The 20,299-nt window shown below is 45.6% G+C and carries 15 protein-coding genes; 3 read left to right on the forward strand and 12 right to left on the reverse strand.

Going from position 1 to position 20,299, the window contains the following annotated elements; translation table 11 throughout:
- Positions 1 to 4: 4 nt before the first annotated feature.
- The 9 genes from ATG66_RS16305 to ATG66_RS16345 form a co-directional block, all read right to left on the reverse strand.
- The gene (locus tag ATG66_RS16305; protein WP_098416292.1) at positions 5 to 658 is read right to left on the reverse strand and encodes a riboflavin synthase; all 654 of its coding nucleotides are present in this window, start codon (positions 656 to 658) and stop codon (positions 5 to 7) included.
- 12 nt (positions 659 to 670) lie between these two features.
- On the reverse strand, positions 671 to 1,795 hold the full coding sequence (gene ribD, locus ATG66_RS16310; RefSeq protein ID WP_098416293.1) for a bifunctional diaminohydroxyphosphoribosylaminopyrimidine deaminase/5-amino-6-(5-phosphoribosylamino)uracil reductase RibD: 1,125 nt from the start codon (positions 1,793 to 1,795) through the stop codon (positions 671 to 673).
- 7 nt (positions 1,796 to 1,802) lie between these two features.
- The gene (nrdR, locus tag ATG66_RS16315) at positions 1,803 to 2,252 is read right to left on the reverse strand and encodes a transcriptional regulator NrdR (RefSeq protein WP_098416294.1); all 450 of its coding nucleotides are present in this window, start codon (positions 2,250 to 2,252) and stop codon (positions 1,803 to 1,805) included.
- 194 nt (positions 2,253 to 2,446) lie between these two features.
- A complete protein-coding gene (locus tag ATG66_RS16320; protein ID WP_098416295.1) occupies positions 2,447 to 3,697 on the reverse strand; it encodes a glutamate-5-semialdehyde dehydrogenase in 1,251 nt (416 codons plus the stop codon).
- Positions 3,698 to 3,714: 17 nt separating this feature from the next.
- Positions 3,715 to 4,854: a glutamate 5-kinase gene (proB, locus tag ATG66_RS16325; RefSeq protein WP_098416296.1), complete on the reverse strand. Its 1,140-nt coding sequence runs from the start codon at positions 4,852 to 4,854 to the stop codon at positions 3,715 to 3,717.
- Positions 4,855 to 4,975: 121 nt separating this feature from the next.
- Positions 4,976 to 5,365, reverse strand: a complete 390-nt coding sequence (crl, locus tag ATG66_RS16330; protein WP_098416297.1) for a sigma factor-binding protein Crl — start codon at positions 5,363 to 5,365, stop codon at positions 4,976 to 4,978.
- A gap of 113 nt (positions 5,366 to 5,478) precedes the next feature.
- Positions 5,479 to 6,726: an esterase FrsA gene (frsA, locus tag ATG66_RS16335; RefSeq protein WP_098416298.1), complete on the reverse strand. Its 1,248-nt coding sequence runs from the start codon at positions 6,724 to 6,726 to the stop codon at positions 5,479 to 5,481.
- A gap of 91 nt (positions 6,727 to 6,817) precedes the next feature.
- Positions 6,818 to 7,282, reverse strand: a complete 465-nt coding sequence (gene tet(34), locus ATG66_RS16340; RefSeq protein WP_054389787.1) for an oxytetracycline resistance phosphoribosyltransferase domain-containing protein Tet(34) — start codon at positions 7,280 to 7,282, stop codon at positions 6,818 to 6,820.
- A gap of 271 nt (positions 7,283 to 7,553) precedes the next feature.
- Positions 7,554 to 8,843 carry an NCS2 family permease gene (locus ATG66_RS16345; protein WP_098416299.1) on the reverse strand — a complete coding sequence of 430 codons (1,290 nt, stop codon included), beginning with the start codon at positions 8,841 to 8,843 and terminating at the stop codon, positions 7,554 to 7,556.
- Positions 8,844 to 9,867: 1,024 nt separating this feature from the next.
- On the opposite strand from ATG66_RS16345, the gene ATG66_RS16350 reads away from it, so the two are divergent.
- Together ATG66_RS16350 and ATG66_RS16355 are read left to right on the forward strand one after the other, a co-directional pair.
- A complete protein-coding gene (locus tag ATG66_RS16350) occupies positions 9,868 to 11,340 on the forward strand; it encodes an aminoacyl-histidine dipeptidase (protein ID WP_098416300.1) in 1,473 nt (490 codons plus the stop codon).
- A 288-nt stretch (positions 11,341 to 11,628) separates the two neighbouring features.
- The gene (locus ATG66_RS16355; protein ID WP_098416301.1) at positions 11,629 to 12,696 is read left to right on the forward strand and encodes a succinylglutamate desuccinylase/aspartoacylase family protein; all 1,068 of its coding nucleotides are present in this window, start codon (positions 11,629 to 11,631) and stop codon (positions 12,694 to 12,696) included.
- Between the two features lie 461 nt (positions 12,697 to 13,157).
- Here ATG66_RS16355 and ATG66_RS16360 read toward each other — a convergent pair whose 3' ends face one another.
- Complete coding sequence (locus ATG66_RS16360) at positions 13,158 to 13,460, reverse strand: DUF3622 domain-containing protein (protein WP_098416302.1); 303 nt, start codon at positions 13,458 to 13,460, stop codon at positions 13,158 to 13,160.
- 227 nt (positions 13,461 to 13,687) lie between these two features.
- Complete coding sequence (purL, locus tag ATG66_RS16365) at positions 13,688 to 17,581, reverse strand: phosphoribosylformylglycinamidine synthase (RefSeq protein WP_098416303.1); 3,894 nt, start codon at positions 17,579 to 17,581, stop codon at positions 13,688 to 13,690.
- 298 nt (positions 17,582 to 17,879) lie between these two features.
- Here purL and mltF point away from each other — a divergent pair, with 298 nt between their 5' ends.
- Complete coding sequence (mltF, locus tag ATG66_RS16370) at positions 17,880 to 19,454, forward strand: membrane-bound lytic murein transglycosylase MltF (protein ID WP_098416304.1); 1,575 nt, start codon at positions 17,880 to 17,882, stop codon at positions 19,452 to 19,454.
- Positions 19,455 to 19,723: 269 nt separating this feature from the next.
- Here mltF and tadA read toward each other — a convergent pair whose 3' ends face one another.
- Positions 19,724 to 20,251, reverse strand: coding sequence for a tRNA adenosine(34) deaminase TadA (gene tadA / locus ATG66_RS16375; RefSeq protein WP_098416305.1), 528 nt, complete (start codon positions 20,249 to 20,251; stop codon positions 19,724 to 19,726).
- Positions 20,252 to 20,299: the final 48 nt, after the last annotated feature.

Consider the following 20,299-nt stretch of genomic DNA (forward strand, 5'->3'; position numbering starts at 1 on the left):
GGCATTAGGCAAAACCATTTTGCTGTAAAAAGTCCATGGTGATTCCAGATTCTGACTTCTCTTCTTGCTGACCTTGCAGCAAGCGCTCCATGTAACGAGCGAGCACATCAACTTCTAGATTAACTTTACGTCCCACTTGAAATTGGTCAATAGTAGTTTCTTCACTAGTATGAGGAACAATCGTCAATTTGAACGCATTTTTACGTAAGTCGTTCACGGTCAAGCTAATACCATCAACCGTGATAGAGCCTTTTCCTGCCACATACTTGCTGATTGCAACTGGCATTGCGACCCAAAACTCTATCGCTCGGCCAACGTGATTACGTTCTACAATTTCTCCCACGCCATCGACGTGACCAGAAACAATATGACCACCAAAACGCGTGGTTGGCAGCATGGCTTTTTCTAAATTTACCTTATCGCCAACCTGATATTCTGCAAACCCCGTTTTTTTCAGTGTCTCTAAAGACAAGTCGGCACTGTAATAGTGGTTGCCGAAATCAACCACAGTCAAACAAACACCATTGGTCGCAATACTGTCACCTAACTTGACATCAGACATATCAAGTTGACTTGTTTCAACGGTGACGGTGATGTCTTCGCCCTTCGGCGTGATGGCAGTGAGTATGCCAACTGCCTCTACAATTCCTGTAAACATAATGCTTCTTATCTAGATTTCAGTGCGTTTGATCGTAGCGGTGATGCGGATGTCCACCCCCACCATACGAACATCAGTAATGTTTAAATCAATGACTTTCGCCATCTCAGTCAACCCAAGCGCACCAATTAAGCCACGACCGTCACTTCCCATCAATTTTGGCGCGAGATAAACAATCAACTCATCGACAAGATTAGCTTTAATTAGCGCACTCGCGAAGGTTGCTCCCGCTTCTACCCATAAATGATTGATCTGGAAATCGTTCGCAGCGCTTTTGAATATCGCTGCAAGATCCACGTGACCAGAGCTATCCAATTGCGGAACTATGTCACCACCTTGGCTAACGATGATACGCTCCCCCTCAGTATTAAACAGTTTAAGCGTATCCGTAAGATGATTCTGGCGATCTAAAATCACTCTTGCGGGCTGGCGAAGATCTTCTCGTAAATACTGTGCTTGGACGCTTTCTGGCAAGTCATCCCAGCGCACATTCAGCGATGCGTTATCATCAACCACGGTTTTACTGGTAGAGAGAATACCGCCACTTATGGCACGGTAACGCTGTACATCTTGGCGAGCATTTAGGGAGGTAATCCATTGGCTTTGGCCATTGCTCAGGGCACTTTGGCCATCCAAGCTTGCAGCCATTTTCAACTGAATAAACGGCATCCCGGTACGCATAAATTTAATAAAACCCGGATTGAGCGCATTCGCGTCATGTTCTAGCAAGCCTACATGAACCTCAACGCCCGCATCTCGCAGCATCTGGATACCGCGACCAGCAACTTGAGGATTTGGGTCTTGCATTGCACATACTACACGTGCCACTTTCGCTTTAATCAACCCTTCAGCACACGGTGGCGTTCGGCCATAGTGAGAGCACGGCTCTAGGGTAACGTAAGCAGTCGCGCCCTCGGCTTTCTTACCAGCCATACGCAATGCATGCACTTCAGCATGAGGCTCACCGGCACGATGATGGTAGCCTTCGCCCACAATCTCGTCATCACGCACAATAACGCAACCGACATTCGGGTTTGGGGCGGTGGTGAAAACACCACGTTTCGCTAGCATGATTGCTCGCGACATCATGGAAAAATCTTGAGAGGAAAATTCTATTTGAGGAGTGTATTGAGTCATGGGCAACTTAGTCTTCAAGGCGGGCAATCTCTTCGCCAAACTCGCGAATATCTTCAAAGCTACGATAAACGGAAGCAAAACGAATGTAAGCCACTTTATCTAACTCTTTAAGCTGGTCCATCACCAAATTACCTATCATGTCACTGGGTACTTCACGTTCACCTGTTGCTCGCAGTTGCGATTTAATCATACTGATCGCTAACTCTATCGCGTCTGCGCTCACTGGGCGTTTTTCCAACGCACGCTGAATACCGCCGACCATTTTATCTTCATCAAATGGTTCGCGATTACCATTAGATTTAATCACTTTTGGCATCACTAACTCAGCCGTCTCAAACGTAGTAAAACGTTCGCTGCACGCTAGGCATTGACGACGACGACGGACTTGATGGCCATCTGCGACTAAGCGAGAATCAATCACTTTTGTATCGTTCTCGGAACAAAAAGGACAATGCATATCACCTCCATATCTATACCAAAATAACCTCGAAAGTTGGCATCAGTTAACCACGGCCATGTACTTCGTCTTGTTTGAAGTCATTTGGGTATAGAGCCGAATCAAAGCCCCTGTAGTGTAGCGGAATTGATATGCCATAGAAAACAAAAAGGGGCGTTAGCGCCCCTTTTTCAATCAATATCAAGTCGAATATGTTAACCGCGTACTAAGTAATTTGCTTTACCAACCCACTTGTAGCTAGTTAGCTCTTCCAATCCCATTGGTCCGCGGGCATGCAGCTTTTGCGTGGATACTGCAACTTCAGCCCCTAGACCAAATTGCGCACCGTCAGTAAAGCGCGTTGAGGCATTCACATAAACCGCCGCAGAGCCTACAGAATTGATGAACAGCTCTGAGTTTTCCAAACTGTTAGTCATGATTGCATCTGAATGGCTGGCATTGTGCACACGCATATGGTCAATCGCGTCTTTTACGTCAGACACAACTTTGACTCCTAGGGTGTAGCTCAACCATTCCGTATCAAAATCATCTTCCCCCGCATCACGTACTTGTTTCGCTTTCGCCATCAATACTTTGGCTTTTTGCTCTGCAACGAACGTGACTTTGTCGTTCATGCGCTCAACGATCATTGGTAGGAATTGCGTTGCAACCTTCTCATGCACCAACAGGGTATCTAAAGAGTTACATGCCGACGGACGCTGCACTTTTGAGTTTTCAACCACATTTAAAGACTTCTCAAGATCCGCCGATTCATCCACAAAGATGTGGCTGATACCAAAGCCGCCAATAATAACGGGAATCGTACTATTCTCTTTACACATTTTGTGCAAACTCGCACCACCACGTGGGATGATCATATCCACGAACTCATCCAATTTTAGTAGCTGAGAGACAAGCTCACGATCTGGCTTCTCAATGTATTGAACAGATGCCGCTGGCAGGTTGGCTTTTGTCAATGCAGACTGGATCACTTTCACCAGTTCCACATTTGAGAAAAACGTCTCTTTACCACCACGTAAGATGCTGGCGTTGCCCGTTTTTAAACACAGGGCTGCAATATCGATCGTTACATTTGGCCGTGCTTCGTAAATCACACCAACCACACCCAGTGGTACCCGGCGGCGAGACAACGACATGCCGTTTTCTAGCACTTTGCTATCCATTTCACTGCCAACAGGATCATTCAAGCTAATAACATTGCGTACGTCATTGGCTATCGCCGTTAATCGCTCTTCATTGAGAAGTAAGCGATCTAATAGCGCTTCTGTCAGGCCCGCTTTTCGGCCTAACTCAATGTCTTTTTCATTCGCCGCCAAAATAGTTGCAGAGTGCGCTTCTAACTCGTCAGCGATGATAGAGAGTGCTTGATTTTTTTGCGCGGTTGACGCTGTCGCCAGTTCAAAAGCTGCAGTTTTGGCAGCTTTACCCATGTTCGTTAAATCCATGTTGCTTCCCTCTAATTTTATTCTTGAATGACGACCAGATCATCACGATGAATCACCTCTGAACCATAATCATGGCCCAAAATAGAGATGATATCTTTACTGTGCTTACCCGTGATTTTTGTAAGATCGTCGCTCGAGTAAGCGCTAATACCCCGAGCCACCAATTTTCCGTGAGAATTTGTTATGCGCGCGACTTCGCCACGGGCAAAGTCTCCACTAACTTTGACCACTCCTTTTGCCAACAAGCTACTGCCTTTACCAACTACAGCCTTAACGGCACCATCATCAATAATGATGTCGCCAGAGGCGGCAGGACCAGCAAGAATCCAACGCTTACGATTTTCCAGTGCTTCTGAACAGGGCAAGAAACGTGTGCCCTGTGGTTCTGAACTTAAAGAGTCAAAGATAACATTTGGTGCACTGCCGGCAGCGATAATAACTTCAATACCCGCATGGCGAGCAATATCTGCCGCTTGCAGTTTGGTTGCCATACCGCCCGTGCCTAGCGTTGTCCCACTTCCACCTGCAATTTTACGCAATGTGTCATCGATGGTTTTCACTTCTTTGATCAGCTCTGCGCTTGGATCTTTACGCGGATCGGCAGTAAATAAGCCTTTTTGGTCGGTGAGGAGCAACAGTTTATCTGCACCACACAAAATGCCGACCAAAGCAGAAAGGTTGTCATTATCACCGACTTTAATTTCGCTCGTTGCCACGGCATCGTTTTCGTTCACGATAGGAATAATGTCATTTGCAACAAGGGCATTAATGGTGTCACGTGCATTAAGAAAACGCTCACGATCTTCTAAGTCGGCACGCGTCAATAACATCTGACCAATTTTAATCCCATAAATACTAAACAACGATTCCCATGCCTGAATCAAACGGCTCTGGCCCACCGCGGCAAGTAGCTGTTTGCTCGCCATATCGTTGGGCAATGCGGGGTATCCAAGGTGCTCACGGCCTGCTGCAATCGCACCAGACGAAACCATTACTACTGAATGACCTTGTTTTTTAAGCTCTGCACACTGACGCGCCAGCTCAACCATGTGAGCACGATCGAGCGCCAACGTGCCGCCTGTTAGCACACTTGTACCCAGTTTCACAACGACGGTTTGTGGTTGTGAAACAACTGCATTTTGTTGATTCGTTGTCATGATGTCTTCTGAAGTGAAAAACAAATAAAGAGGGGATGTTTTAACAATCAAATAAGGATTTAACAAGAGAAAAGGTGCGAAAACGCACCTTTTTGTTTTGTTCTAAATTAAAGCCAGCAAATTAGACGAAATCGAAAGACTCCGTGTGATATTCGACTTCTAGTTTGAAATGCTCTTCTAAAGTATCAACGAGTTTTTGATGGAAGGTTCTCTGTGTTAGGTAGACTTCCTCTGTCGTTTTTTTAGGTAATACTTCTGATACCCACAGGCCTTCTTTATTGTATTTACCGATGTGATATTTTGCTGTAAAGCCTCCTTCGATGGATTCCAAGTCCATCCACCAACCCCAAAACTCTCGCTTTTCTGGCGATTTTTTTTCGTCTATACAAACCGATAAGCAATCAAAATAGTAACGCCCTTCTTGTGATTGCGGTTCGCGTAGATAGGGGCCAATTGCCTTCAACTTTGATATCAAGCGAAAGTGGGTTGGGCCCTTAGTTGTCTCTGACATATGAATCTCCATTTCCATAGTTAAAAGTAAACACCCAGAATGATTATTATTTTAATTATCATGAGCTTGTTTTTTGCTCAGTTACATCACTTTTAACTAATTTAGAAGCTTTGTCATCTTAATAGTTCATCTTCTAACCACTTTATGGCTAAATCGAGGGATTGCTCATATCCTTTTGTAATCGTTTTGGAACTGATCTTCTTAGCTCGGCCATACTGACTGAACAACGCGACAAGTTGGTTATCGCTGTGTGGCGAGACAGGATCCCCTTCTAAACTCAGTGCCAGAATAGGCACCTTCGTTCTTCGACTACTCAAAAACCCTTGTACTTTCAACGACCACGCCATCATCTGCCCAGCCATACTGTTAATATCGACGGTATTCTTACCGAACCGAGAAGCTAAAAGATCCAGATACATCTTCGGCATCTTTTGCAGCTTTTCTGGGGAAGTAAAGATATCGTGCACTGGTGCGCCCAATGCGACGCACGCTTTGATCTTCTCTTGTTCGACAAATGAGAGACGTATCATCGCATTACCGCCAAAACGGAATCCGACTAAACCAACTTTATGATGATCGACCCAAGGTAGTGAATAAAGCTCATTCAGTACTGCTTGGTGAAGGCAGCTTGAATTTTCAGTTAAAGGCCAGTGTGAACTATGCCCGACTGACGGCATGTCGACCGTCAACATCGCAATATCTTTCGGGGCGAGATGGTTACGGAACAAACGCCACATATCGGTTTGCAACGAGTCTAGCCCCGCGCTCACCATCACGACTGGCAATTGTTTATCGGTTCTAGGTAGATGCAGATTCGCAATGATTTTGCGATTTTGATAAGGCACTTCAATTTGCTTAATGGTGTACTGCGTTTTTTCTGCACCATCTGAATAAGCCTTATTTGCCAGCACTTGAGCCTGTAATGCCAAGTTATCGTTCTTAAGGTGTGGATAGCCTGCGATACTGAAACACAAAGAGGCAGTGAACAGCTCATCCGCGGCCGCTTCACCTTGCAACTCACTCGAACGCCTTTGATGCTCCATGCCTAATTTGATCCACTCAAACGTCCAGTTACCGTTGTGGTAACCCATGACGGTATCTAACCAGTTATCATTAGTTCGAGAGTGTGAGGAAGAAGCGATCTTAGACAGTACACCTTCCATCTCTATTGGCGACAACCCTTGCCATGCCCATTGTAAGCGGCGTAAATGACGATACCAAGCACTCCCCCCCTGTGATTCTCGCTCATCAAGAATCTTTTGACTGCTCGGCATGTATTGAGTGAGGGCTGAGGTTTCTTTTGCTTGCTTATGTTTCACGAACAAAGTTTCGGAAATATTTTTACTGACGTCTTCAGACATAGAAAGAACCCTAGGCTATTGGCAATAAATATAATGATAATAAAAAAAATGCCCCTATACAGGGGCATTTCTCAATATTCTTCAATAGCAATTATTTTTGTTTGCGATTCACTGGCTCAGCATACTGGATGGACATATCCCATGGCTGTTCGATCCATGTGTCTTGCGCGATGTCCACGACGTAGTCATCTAACAACTCTTTACCCGATGGCTTAGCGCAAACAGCGATCATTTTCGCTTTTGGATACATCTCACGCAATTTACGTGCAGTATCACCGCTGTCTACTAGGTCTTCAACGATTAAGTAACCTTCACCATCGCCTTCCGGTGCTTTAAGCACTGTCATATCGCGCTGATGATCATGGTCATAGCTTGAAATACAAATAGTATCTACGTAACGAATGCCTAGCTCGCGAGCCAAAATAGCGCCTGGTACCAAGCCACCACGGCTTACCGCCCAAATACCTTTCCATTGCTCAGCTGGCATTTGTTTCTCAGCCAGTTCACGGCAATAAGCCTGCATTGCATCCCAAGTGATAATGAATTTTTTACTCATTGTAATAACCTAATAAATTGAAAATATGCATCCCCCAGCTCCAGTAATATTCCTTAAATATAGCGATGTATTTACTAGAATCTTCTTACGTAAAAAGACGGGGTTTCAAGCTGCGCAAACGATTATTCTACCGAAACACGTTATTAATACCAACGCTGATGTCAAAATTCTCTGTCTACTGTGCAGAAAAATCCTATTCGGTGAATTCGAGTATACTCTACAAACAACCAGTCAGTGTGGACGAACATTCACACGGACTGGTTGTGAAAAATTAACCGACCAGGTATTTAACGATGAAAATAGCTGACATCACCCAAACACTCATCGACACCTCACGCCCTTTGCCACTGAATAGCTTGATAGCGGAGTAAGCGATAAAACCAAGTGTAATACCTTCTGCAATAGAGAAAGTTAATGGCATAACCAAACAAGTCACCACCACTGGAGAGGCTTCAGTTAGGTCACGCCAGTCGATGCTTACGAGCCCAGACAGCATCAAAATCGCGACATAAAACAAAGCACCCGACGTTGCGTAAGCCGGGATCATACCTGCTAGTGGCGAGAACAATAGAGCAAGCAAGAAGAGTACGCCAACAACCACTGCTGTTAGACCAGTACGACCTCCCGCAGCGACACCAGAAACGCTCTCAATATAAGAAGTCGTATTCGATGTGCCCAGTAGAGCACCAACTGAAGTCGCGGTTGAGTCCGCAAGGAGCGCTTTGTTTAGGCGAGGAATGTTGCCATTCTCATCAGTTAGGCCTGCTTTTTGAGAAACACCAACTAGCGTACCTGCGGTATCAAACAAATCGACAAATAGGAAAGCAAATACAATTGAGATCATGCCAACTTCAAACAAACCAGAGAAGTCCAATTGCATGAAGGTTGGGGCGATACTTGGTGGTGTTGACATAATGCCCCCCCACTGCACATCACCCAATAACAGACCCAGCGCCGTAACACCCAGAATAGCAATCATAACGGCGCCTCTCACACCACGGTGAACCAGCGCAATCGTTAGAAAAAAGCCAATAGCCGCCAGCACTGAAGTTAATGAAGTGATGTCTCCCATTGAAACCAATGTTGCCGGATTATCAACCACTATCCCTGCGTTTTTCAATGCGATAAAAGCAAGAAAAAGTCCGATACCGGCCGAAATGCCAGTACGCAAAGAGTGTGGAATCGAGTTGATGATCCACTCTCGGATCTTAAACACACTCAGAAGAATGAACAGCAGACCAGAAACAAACACAGCAGCCAATGCGACTTGCCATGTGTAGCCCATTCCCAATACAACAGAATAAGTAAAAAATGCGTTAAGTCCCATGCCTGGAGCTTGGGCGATTGGGTAGTTAGCAACAAATCCCATAATGAAACAGCCAATAGCCGCCGCAAGACAAGTCGCAACAAAAATAGCACCACGGTCCATACCAGTATCCGAAAGGATAGCTGGGTTTACAAAAATAATGTAAGCCATGGTAAGAAAGGTGGTAATACCTGCGATGATCTCAGTGCGCACATTAGTGCCATTTTCACTGAGTTTAAATAGCCTCTCGAGCATGATCAAATCCTGTAAAGGTGGAAAAGTAAACGGTTGCGTAATCGATTGGCGTGAATTATAAAGTTATCAAATAGTAAATTCTAGGTAGAATCTTCACTCTAATGCATTTTTTTTCGTAGGATATGAAACTTATTAGTTAGAAACAAAAACTATAAATAAAAAAGTTTATATAAAACAAAGATTAACAAAAATAAACTCGAAACTTTGCACCGTGTATAAACTGAACAATGTACTAAACTTTCAAACAAAAAAGACGCTTTTTGACATGAAATTCAGGCAGATTTAATAGAAAAATGAAATAACGAGAAGGATTCGTCAGAGAATGGAGGCTTGATGGTGATAACTTAGCCAACAGTAGAAAAAAGGCATAAAAAAACGCCACCCAAACAGGGTGGCGGCGAATCATATCAGCGCTATCGCTGAAAAGAAATTCCAATTTATAGGGGTGAACAAACTGTTCGAGTCACATGCGTTGACTGCAATTAGTAGCCAAAGCTTGTTGGGTATACAAAGTTGCCGGTGTAAACAGATTTGCTATTCCAGAACATTGCACTTGGTAAACCTTTCATAACTATCACCTTTTAAATCAATTAAAACAATCGTTGATTTCTCGGTTCCTTGGAGGCGATAAAACGGACTCATCCTTTGAGCATTTCGTTCTTCTCTCAGAAGCTGGTTATAAATATACCACCAAGAAATTTAATTACAACAAATTTGGTGATTCAAGTCACAAAAAGTTATTTATACCGATCCAGCTCAAATTTTTAATGTAATTAAACTACACATCTGTAATTTAAAAATAAGCTATCTTTCAATCGGTATAAAAAGAGAGCACAAAGACCGATTTAACGTTTATAAACGTGTGACAGTTCAGGAAGAAATCCTTACACCAGCGACTACTCGTCCCCTTTATCTGGTGGTATGCTAAACGATAATCTGAAAGCCAAATCGTCCAGCATTCAATGCTAACCCAATAACTTTTTACGGTATATATTTGGCAAAGCACATAAAAAAGGAGTCCTCCGTGTCTGAGTTCCATTCTGAAGTCAGTACCTTATCACCTGCTCCACTTTGGCAGTTTTTCGATAAGATTTGTTCTATCCCTCATCCATCCAAACATGAAGAAGCATTAGCCCAATACATTACTAACTGGGCTACAGAGCAAGGACTTGATGTTCGTCGAGACCCAACGGGTAACGTATTTATTAAGAAACCTGCGACACTTGGAATGGAGAATAAGAAGGGCGTTGTCCTTCAAGCGCATATCGACATGGTGCCGCAAAAAAATGAAGACACCGAGCACGACTTCACAACCGATCCCATCCAACCTTACATTGATGGCGAGTGGGTCACCGCAAAAGGGACAACGCTTGGTGCAGACAATGGGATTGGCATGGCATCTTGTCTTGCCGTGCTGGCGTCAAAAGAAATCCAGCATGGGCCTTTAGAAGTACTGCTAACCATCGATGAGGAAGCAGGAATGACGGGCGCTTTCGGCCTTGAAGCAGGTTGGCTAGAAGGTGAGATCCTTCTAAATACTGACTCTGAGCAAGAAGGCGAAGTGTACATGGGCTGTGCCGGTGGTGTCGATGCGACTATGGCTTTCGATATCAATCGAGAATCGATTCCGGCAGGTTTCGTCACTCGTCAGTTAACACTTAAAGGGCTAAAAGGTGGTCACTCCGGTTGTGATATTCACACCGGCCGAGGCAACGCAAACAAGTTGCTTGGTCGATTCCTCGCTGGCCATGCTCAGGAACTAGACTTACGTTTAGTGGAGTTCCGTGGTGGTAGCTTACGCAACGCCATTCCTCGTGAAGCGTTTGTCACCGTTGCCCTTCCTGAAAAAAACCAAGCAACATTATCGGCGCTATTTAATCAATACACAGCTCTACTTAAAACTGAGCTAGGTAAAATTGAAACTGATATCGTCACTTTCAACGAAGTCATCACTACTCGCGCCCAAGTTTTTTCTGTTGCGGATCAGCAGCGTTTCATTGCCGCACTTAATGCTTGCCCAAATGGCGTAATACGCATGAGTGATGAAGTGGAAGGTGTTGTAGAAACGTCACTCAACGTTGGTGTAATCAATACACAACAGAACAAAGTCACCGTGCTTTGCTTGATTCGCTCGCTGATTGACTCTGGCCGTAGCCAAGTAGAAAGTATGCTTCGCTCAATCTCCGAATTATCGGGTACACAAATTCAGTTCTCTGGGGCTTACCCTGGTTGGAAGCCAGATGCAGATTCAGCAATCATGACCATTTTCCGTGACATGTACGAAGGTATTTACGGTCATAAACCAAATATTATGGTGATCCATGCGGGTCTTGAGTGCGGTCTGTTCAAAGAACCTTACCCACATATGGACATGGTTTCTTTCGGTCCAACGATCAAATTCCCTCACTCTCCTGATGAGAAAGTGAAGATTGATACGGTTCAATTATATTGGGATCAAATGGTTGCGTTGTTAGAAGCCATTCCTGAAAAAGCATAATTGCAAAACAAACGTCATACATAAAAAAAGGTGCCTCAGTGGCACCTTTTTTTATGCTTTATCGCAGCTTTCGGCACAAGTCGCGATAAAGCTTATTATTCCCACCTGTTCTTTCTATCGAGCTATGTATTACACTGATATAAAGTTAAAATTAAAACGAAAATATAACACCTGATGAACTTTTACTCAGATTGATTAGAACAATTTATCGTGTCGGTAATGAGAATGATTAGTGTGATTTTGAAGCAGTTGTTACATTGTTGCTAACGCATACGGCAGAGATGGTTTATGACCAGAACTAAAAAAAATAAAGTATTTGAGCTTCTCGGATATCAAGTCCAACCAGGGCAACGATTAGAGATCGAATTCGCAGTGGCACAATTGTACACACATTCCCCCCTCGCGATTCCTGTGGAGATCATCCATGGTAAACAAGAAGGGCCAGTATTAATGGTGAACGCTGCTATCCATGGCGATGAACTTAATGGTGTAGAAATCGTTCGTCAGATCATCAATCAACTGGATCCGCAAAAGCTGAAAGGCACGGTCATTGCGGTCCCAATTGTCAACGTGTTCGGTTTTATTCATAAATCCCGTTACCTACCCGACCGACGAGATCTCAATCGCTGCTTTCCTGGTAGTGAAAAAGGCGCCCTCGCGTCTCGTATCGCACACGGTTTCTTTAATAATATCGCTAAACGCTGTGATTACATTTTAGACCTACACACAGGTGCCATTCACCGCACCAACCTGCCTCAGATCCGTGCAAACTTGAGTAACCCCGAAACCTTGCGCATCGCCAAAGCTTTTGCCACACCAGTGATTGTAGACTCTGCGTTGCGTGACGGCTCTTTACGCAGTGAAGCCGAGAAATGCGATATTCCAGTATTGACTTACGAAGCTGGGGAAGCGTTGCGCTTTGACCCGTTATCAATCAGCGCAGGGGTGCTGGGTGTTCAACGCGTCATGCAGGCCATCGGTATGCTACGCGCCAGTCGCAAAAAGAACCGAGAACCTGTGATTGCAAAATCCACCAGCTGGGTGCGCGCATCTGGAAACGGCATTTTACGCACTGTCGTGAACCTAGGAGACAAAGTCGAACAAGGAGAAATCCTTGCTTACATCAGCTCTCCTCTCGGCCACAATGAGATCGAAGTAAAGGCACCAAAAAGTGGTTTTGTTATCGGCCAACAAACACTGCCATTGGTTAATGAAGGCGACGCCACCTTCCATCTGGCTTACTTCAAACTAGGTGATGGTATGGCAGCACAAGTTGTAGAAAATTATATCGAAGAGCTGACGGAGTTCGATGTTGATCAAGTCACAACCGGGCAGATTAGGCTTGAGACTCCATAGTGCCACCGTGGAGCATTAACTGACTCACCTTGTTTACATTTTTATCCAACCAACTACTAGCCCTGCTCCTCAACTGCTGGGCTTTTTTATTCCCTCACAACACGCTACCTCGTACTTTGCCACGCATGAAAAAATACTTATACGCTAACAATCTAGGCGAAAACGATTCACTTTATTCCTCGTAAATGGCCCAGAAGAAGACTCTGATAACATGAAAGCTGGCAATGGTGAGATTTTGAATGACTCAGGTTACGAGCTAGCAACCTACTGGTACAGTCGGCGACGAAAATAATGAACAACCTGAAATGAGCAATTTTCAATGCGAGTAAAAGGGCCGTTTAATCTATCGGTTTCTTCGAACGGTTTATAATTCTGCGTAAATAAAAATGCCCCGAGATAAACTCAGGGCATTTCTAACTTCATGCCCAGCGGCATAAAAATCAACGCTTGGCAATGTGCAATTATTCTTCGTCAGCGTCAGCTTCGCGCGCTTGACGAGTTTCTTCTTTGCGAGCTTTTGCTGCAAGCTGTTCAGCCTCACGCTCTTGGCGTTGTACTGCTTTACGCTCGTTACGAACAACTTGGTTTTGAATAAATTCAGCCAGTTCTTTTTCAGCCCAAGCTTGTGCTTTGGCTTCACTGTCAAAGCCGGTTTCACGCTTTGATACAACGGTTTTGCGAGACGTCACTTGTCGAGTGATTTCAGCGCTCCAACCATTACGTTTTTCAGTGATACGAATAGCAAATTTTGGATTTTTAGACATGTCTTTCATTTCCTAAGGGATTAATCAGGGATTCGGTCAACTTGATAACTCCATCTAAGCTGAGCTGTTTAACACCATCCCTTGGTAAGCGCGGTATTAGAGCATAAAATCCAGTGTTTTGCTGTAATTTTTTCGCGAAAAATACACGATGCAATGTTCTCCCCGCTAATAATAAAAACGCGCAGCTCTTTCGAACTGCGCTTATCATTTTTCAAGGCGAAACTGGATTAACCGAGATTCTTACGCGCGTTTTGGAACATACGCATCCATGCACCGTTCTCGCCCCAACCTTCTGGTGCCCATGAGTTCGCTACAGTGCGGAATACGCGCTCTGGGTGCGGCATCATGATAGTCACACGGCCGTCTTGCGTTGTTAAGCCGGTAATCGCATTTGGCGAACCGTTCGGGTTGTTCGGGTATTGTTGCGTTGGGTTACCAAGATTATCCACGTAACGAACCGCAACCGTACCTGATGCTTCAATCGCAGCTAGGTGGTCAGTATCACGTACTTCTACACGACCTTCACCGTGGGAAACTGCGATTGGCATACGCGAACCTGCCATACCGCCGAAGAATACAGAATCAGATTTCTGAACTTCAACGAGACTAAAGCGCGCTTCGAAACGTTCTGATTGGTTGCGTACAAAGCGCGGCCATAAGTCAGCACCGGGGATCAGCTCTTTCAAATTTGATAGCATCTGACAACCATTACACACCCCTAAAGAGAAAGTGTTATTGCGCTCGAAAAACACTTGAAATTGCTCACGAGCTTGTGCGTTAAACAGGATAGACTTAGCCCAACCTTCACCCGCACCTAGTACGTCGCCATAAGAGAAGCCACCACAAGCCACTAGGCCGTGGTATTCATCCAGAACGGCTTGACCCGCTAGGATGTCACTCATGTGGATATCCGTCGCTTCAAAACCTGCGCGGTCAAACGCTGCTGCCATTTCAACGTGGGAGTTAACGCCTTGCTCACGTAGAATCGCCATCTTAGGCTTCGCACCTTTTGCAATGTAAGGCGCTGCGATATCTTCGTTAACATCAAAGCTTAACTTCACGCTCAAACCTGGGTCTGTGTTGTCTTTCTTCGCTTCAAATTCTTGGTCTGCACATGCTGGGTTATCGCGTAACGCCTGCATCTTATGCGTCGTTTCAGCCCAGATAGTGCGTAGTTCAGTACGAGAACGTTCAAGTACAACTGCATCACCTGAAGTAATAACGAAGTTATCTGAAGCTTCAACAGAGCCAATCACGTGTGAGCACGTTTCTAGACCGTTTGCCGCTAGCGTTGATAGCACTGCATCTAGATCATCGTTCTTAACCTGAACCACCGCACCTAATTCTTCATTAAATAGCGCAGCAAGCGTATCATCACCTAACTCGGCGATGTTTGCTTTCACACCACTGTGACCCGCGAATGCCATCTCAGCAAGTGTCACGAATAGGCCACCATCGCCTTTATCATGGTAAGCCACCAACTTGTCATCACGAACTAAAGATTGTATCGCATCGAAGAAGCCTTTGAGCTGCTCAGCGTTATCAACATCAGCTGGTTTATCACCAAGCTGTTTGTAAACCTGTGCCAATGCTGTCGCACCCAGACGGTTCTTACCGTTACCTAGGTCAACAAGAATAAGGAAAGATTCACCTTTGTCAGTGCGTAGTTGTGGGGTCACGGTCTTACGTACGTCTTCCACACGGCCAAATGCCGTGATCACAAGAGACAGTGGCGATGTGACCTCTTTGATCTCACCTTTCTCTTCCCACTGAGTTTTCATCGACATGGAATCTTTACCTACTGGGATAGTCAGACCGAGCGCTGGACACAGCTCCTCACCGACCGCTTTCACCGCTTCATAAAGACCCGCATCTTCACCTGGGTGACCCGCCGGCGACATCCAGTTTGCCGACAACTTGATGTGTTTGATATCACCAATATCAGTCGCTGCGATATTAGTTAGTGACTCACCGACCGCTAGACGTGCTGATGCACCGAAATCGAGCAGCGCTACGGGTGTACGCTCCCCCATCGACATCGCTTCGCCGTGATAAGTATCGTAACTCGCGGCAGTTACTGCACAGTTCGCCACTGGTACCTGCCAAGGGCCAACCATTTGGTCACGAGCCACTAGGCCTGACACTGTGCGGTCACCAATGGTGATCAAGAAGGTCTTTTCCGCGACGGCTGGTAAACGTAGGACTCGGTCTGCCGCTTGATTGATTTCGATACCATTACGCGACATTGCTGGGCTCTCCACTTTCAGTGTTTTAGCGTCGCGGTGCATCTTCGGTGTTTTGCCAAGTAGGATATCCATTGGCATGTCGATAGGTGTGTTATCGAAGTGCGAATCTTCTAATGTTAGATGGCGTTCTTCTGTTGCGACACCGACAACAGCGTACGGTGTGCGTTCACGCTTACAAATCGCATCAAATACTGCCATGTTCTCTGGTGCGACCGCAAGAACGTAACGTTCCTGAGATTCATTACACCAGATTTCTAGCGGGCTCATGCCCGGCTCATCATTGGGAACATCACGGAGCTGGAACTTACCGCCACGCTCACCGTCGTCGACAAGCTCAGGTAAGGCATTCGAGATACCGCCCGCGCCCACATCGTGGATAAATGCGATTGGGTTGTCGTCGCCTAGCTGCCAACAACGGTCGATCACTTCCTGACAGCGACGTTCCATCTCTGGGTTTTCACGCTGTACTGACGCAAAATCTAAATCTTCTGCCGACTGACCAGACGCCATTGACGATGCAGCCCCGCCACCAAGACCGATGTTCATGGCTGGGCCGCCAAGTACGATCAGGCTCGCACCAACTGGAATTTCTTTCTTTTGCACATGTTCGTCACGAATGTTCCCCATACCACCAGCAATCATGATTGGCTTGTGGTAACCACGCACTTCTTCGCCTGCGTGTGACGTCACTTTTTCTTCGTAAGTACGGAAGTACCCCAATAGGTTTGGGCGACCAAATTCGTTGTTAAACGCTGCGCCACCTAAAGGGCCTTCTAGCATAATGTCTAGCGCGTTGACTATCCGGCCAGGCTTGCCAAAGTCCGTTTCCCACGGCTGCTCAAAGCCAGGAATACGTAAATTCGAAGTCGTAAAACCAACTAAACCAGCCTTTGGTTTACCACCAATACCGGTTGCACCTTCGTCACGGATCTCACCACCAGAACCGGTTGAAGCCCCAGGCCACGGTGAAATTGCCGTTGGGTGATTGTGGGTTTCAACCTTCATCAAAATATGCGCATCTTCTTGGTGGTAATGGTATTGACGTGTTTTTGGATCTGGGAAGAAACGACCAGCTTTAGACCCCGTCATCACCGCCGCATTGTCTTTGTAGGCAGATAGAACGTAGTCTGGTGTCGTTTCAAACGTGTTTTTGATCATCTTGAACAGCGACTTCGGTTGCTCAACCCCGTCGATAGTCCAATCTGCGTTAAAAATTTTGTGGCGACAGTGCTCTGAGTTAGCCTGAGCAAACATCATCAATTCAATGTCGTTTGGGTTACGACCAAGCTTAGTAAAATTCTCTACCAAGTAATCAATTTCATCTTCGGCTAGCGCCAAACCTAGGGAAACGTTTGCTTGTTCAAGCGCAAGACGACCGCCCGCTAAGATATCAACATGCGCCACAGGCTTAGGCTCTGCGACTGTGAACAGTGCTGACGCAGCTTCGAATTCTGTGAATACCGTTTCCATCATACGATCATAGATAAGTGCTTTTACGTCGGCTACTTGGGCGTTAGAAAGTGCAGTGGACGTTTCTATGTAATACGCCGTGCCTCTTTCAAGACGTTTCACTTTTTCTAAACCGCAGTTAATGGCAATGTCCGTAGATTTAGAAGACCAAGGAGAAATGGTGCCAGGACGAGGGGTAACAAGCAGTAGAAGGCCTTCAGGCTCATGCTCTTCGATAGTTGGGCCGTAAGTCAGCAACTTTTGAAGTTTTTCGAACTCTTGGCCGTCAAGGTCAGATTTGAGATCTGCAAAATGCATAAACTCGGCATAAATGCCCGTTACAGGCAGAGCTTGTTCACGACAAAGTTCCAGAAGTTTATTAACACGGAACTCAGAAAGAGCTGGGGAGCCACGCAAAATTCTCATGAGCTTAGGTCTCTTATACTATTGATTAAGGTGATATTGGAATAAATTCAGTATGTTAAAACAATAAACCTCGAACTTATGCCGATTTCACCTCTCCGCTGCGAGCGCATTATATAGCAATTGTTTTTGTGATGTAACACCAGAAGCAACCGTTTGCGTCATTTTTTCATCAAATATGAGTTGAAGCCAAAATGTCGATAAAACACACAACGTCGCACTCTAACGGTGTGATTCACTTTGCCCCATGACCGCGCTTTGATATAAAGGTAGATAGAAATTTCCCGAGACGTACCTATTAATGCAAATAAGTCAGTTCAACCGATTCAAGCGCAGCGCCCTACTTTCTGTTTCTGTGCTACTACTTTCTGCCTGTCAGATTGAATCGGATCCAAAAAGTGAATTCGAACAAATTCAAGAACGTGGTGTGCTTCGAGTGGGCACGCTAAACGACCAGCTTTCCTATTATATTGGCCCCGACGGTCCCGCAGGATTAGACTACGAACTGGCACGTCAGTTCGCAGAACAACTCGACGTAAAACTCGAAATTAAGCCTGCATTTCGTCAAGCTGATCTTTTCCCTGCTCTGAAGAAAGGGGATATCGATATTATTGCGACAGGTTTAAATCAAACGCCTCAAGCCGTGAAGCGATTTAGGCCCGGCCCAGCTTATTACTACGTAAGCCAACAAGTTGTTTATAAAAATGGACAACTTCGACCTCGCGACATTGAACAACTGATTGAGTACCAAGCATCGAAAGACAGCCAAGCTGAAGAAGGTACCAACGCTGGTACTCAAACACTGAAAATCGTTGAGCAGTCACAATATGTTCCCACACTGACGGCATTGAGAAAACAGTATCCAGAACTGCAATTTGAAATTGTGGGAGATGCGGATACTCGAGATTTACTAAAATATGTGTCAACGGGTGAACTTCGTTTTACGGTAACTGACTCAGTCGAGCTGTCACTGGCTCAGCGCCTTTATCCAGATTTAGCGCTTGCTTTCGAACTGACAGAAGATCAACCAGTCTCTTGGTTTACGCGCCGCTCTGAAGATGAAAGCTTGTATGCCATGCTGATTGAGTTTTTCGGTAACATCAAACAATCGGGAGATCTCGCCACACTCGAAGAGAAGTACATCGGTCATATCGAAGCTTTTGACTACGTGGATACACGAGCCTTTATTCGAGCTCTTGATGATAAGTTGCCGAAGTGGGCCCCCCTATTCCAAAAATACAGTGAAGAATTTGATTGGCGCCTAATTGCAGCATTGGCTTATCAAGAATCCCATTGGAAACCAAGAGCCAAGTCCCCTACCGGCGTTAGAGGAATGATGATGCTCACCCTCCCTACCGCGAAGAGTGTTGACGTTACAAACCGACTTGATCCGGAGCAATCCGTTCGAGGAGGCGTCGAGTACTTGCGTCGTATTGTTGGCCGAGTTCCGGATAGTATCAATGAGCATGAAAAAATATGGTTCGCTTTGGCCTCATACAATATCGGCTATGGCCATATGATGGATGCTCGACGGCTCACCAAAGCACAAGGTGGCGATCCTGATGCATGGGCCGATGTGAAAGACAGGCTACCGTTACTACGCCAAAAGCGTTACTACAGCCAAACTCGCTATGGTTACGCCCGAGGGGATGAAGCACTCAATTACGTCGAAAACATTCGTCGCTACTATCAATCCATCGTTGGGCATGTTAGCCAGACGCCAACGGTTGATGAGAACAGTGATGACTTGCAAGTCATTCCACCACTCAACCCTGAGCTACTCACTTCAGGGGCCGTAGAGACAATGGCAGAGCAAGTGTCTGGCGCCTCAAAAGTAACGGTTGAAGAGCCAATAAAAGAAGCTCTCGAAGAATAAGTGAGAAAAATGACGAGCTCATAGGCTCGTCATTTTTATTAAGCCCTAACTAAGCTAAAGCTTCTCTAAAATCCAATATTGCGAGTAATACAAGCCATTATCCATTCGAGCATCCTAAGCGGATTACCTCTTACAATTGAATGTAATTCTTATCCATTGTGGTTGTTGACGCAGCCCTGCACCATACTGGCACCAAAGAGAGCACTTGTGGTTTGTATCCATAGGCAAACTTCGACTAAATAGTAGATCTTTGCTCAGTTTCGCTCGTTTTATTGTCCATCCTGTCCGTTCTCTAGCGCTTTTTGTGCTTGTTTTTTGGCTTTCGTTTCTTTACGGCGACGCTTAAAAAACGCTTGCAGCTGTGTACGACATTCATCTTCTAAAAGACCTTTATCGATCCTTGCATAATGGTAGGCAGCCTGACTTTCAAAAAGGTTAAGTACCGTACCAGCCGCGCCCGCTTTGAGATCTGGCGCCCCAAACACCACTCGCTTGACTCGACTGTGTAATAAGGCCCCAGCACACATTGGACATGGCTCTAGAGTCACGTATAACGTGGTATCAAGCAAACGATAATTCTCTAGCACTTTACCGGCTTTGCGTAATGTTTGAATCTCGGCGTGTGCTGTCGCATCGTGAGCACAGATAGAGCGGTTCCAACCTTCAGCGATGATCTCTCCGTCTTTGACTAAAACGGCACCTACGGGCACCTCACCTTCCACTTCGGCCACCTTGGCAAGCTCGATGGCTCGGCGCATAAACAATTCGTCTTGAGGGGTAAATGGATGGTTAGACAAGAGGGCTCCAGAGAAAAATAGCTGTTGAGTGCAGGAATATTACCACTA

This window comes from Vibrio sp. ES.051, from assembly GCF_002563795.1.
In the GTDB taxonomy this organism is placed as follows: Bacteria; Pseudomonadota; Gammaproteobacteria; order Enterobacterales; family Vibrionaceae; genus Vibrio.

Excerpts from the sequence above, each read along its gene's own strand:
- mltF (WP_098416304.1), top strand. The coding sequence starts at position 17,880 with ATGCAAATAAGTCAGTTCAACCGATTCAAGCGCAGCGCCCTACTTTCT.
- proB (WP_098416296.1), bottom strand. The coding sequence starts at position 4,854 with ATGACAACGAATCAACAAAATGCAGTTGTTTCACAACCACAAACCGTC.
- crl (WP_098416297.1), bottom strand. The coding sequence starts at position 5,365 with ATGTCAGAGACAACTAAGGGCCCAACCCACTTTCGCTTGATATCAAAG.
- frsA (WP_098416298.1), bottom strand. The coding sequence starts at position 6,726 with ATGTCTGAAGACGTCAGTAAAAATATTTCCGAAACTTTGTTCGTGAAA.
- ATG66_RS16320 (WP_098416295.1), bottom strand. The coding sequence starts at position 3,697 with ATGGATTTAACGAACATGGGTAAAGCTGCCAAAACTGCAGCTTTTGAA.
- ATG66_RS16345 (WP_098416299.1), bottom strand. The coding sequence starts at position 8,843 with ATGCTCGAGAGGCTATTTAAACTCAGTGAAAATGGCACTAATGTGCGC.
- nrdR (WP_098416294.1), bottom strand. The coding sequence starts at position 2,252 with ATGCATTGTCCTTTTTGTTCCGAGAACGATACAAAAGTGATTGATTCT.
- ribD (WP_098416293.1), bottom strand. The coding sequence starts at position 1,795 with ATGACTCAATACACTCCTCAAATAGAATTTTCCTCTCAAGATTTTTCC.
- ATG66_RS16305 (WP_098416292.1), bottom strand. The coding sequence starts at position 658 with ATGTTTACAGGAATTGTAGAGGCAGTTGGCATACTCACTGCCATCACG.
- ATG66_RS16355 (WP_098416301.1), top strand. The coding sequence starts at position 11,629 with ATGACCAGAACTAAAAAAAATAAAGTATTTGAGCTTCTCGGATATCAA.
- ATG66_RS16360 (WP_098416302.1), bottom strand. The coding sequence starts at position 13,460 with ATGTCTAAAAATCCAAAATTTGCTATTCGTATCACTGAAAAACGTAAT.
- purL (WP_098416303.1), bottom strand. The coding sequence starts at position 17,581 with ATGAGAATTTTGCGTGGCTCCCCAGCTCTTTCTGAGTTCCGTGTTAAT.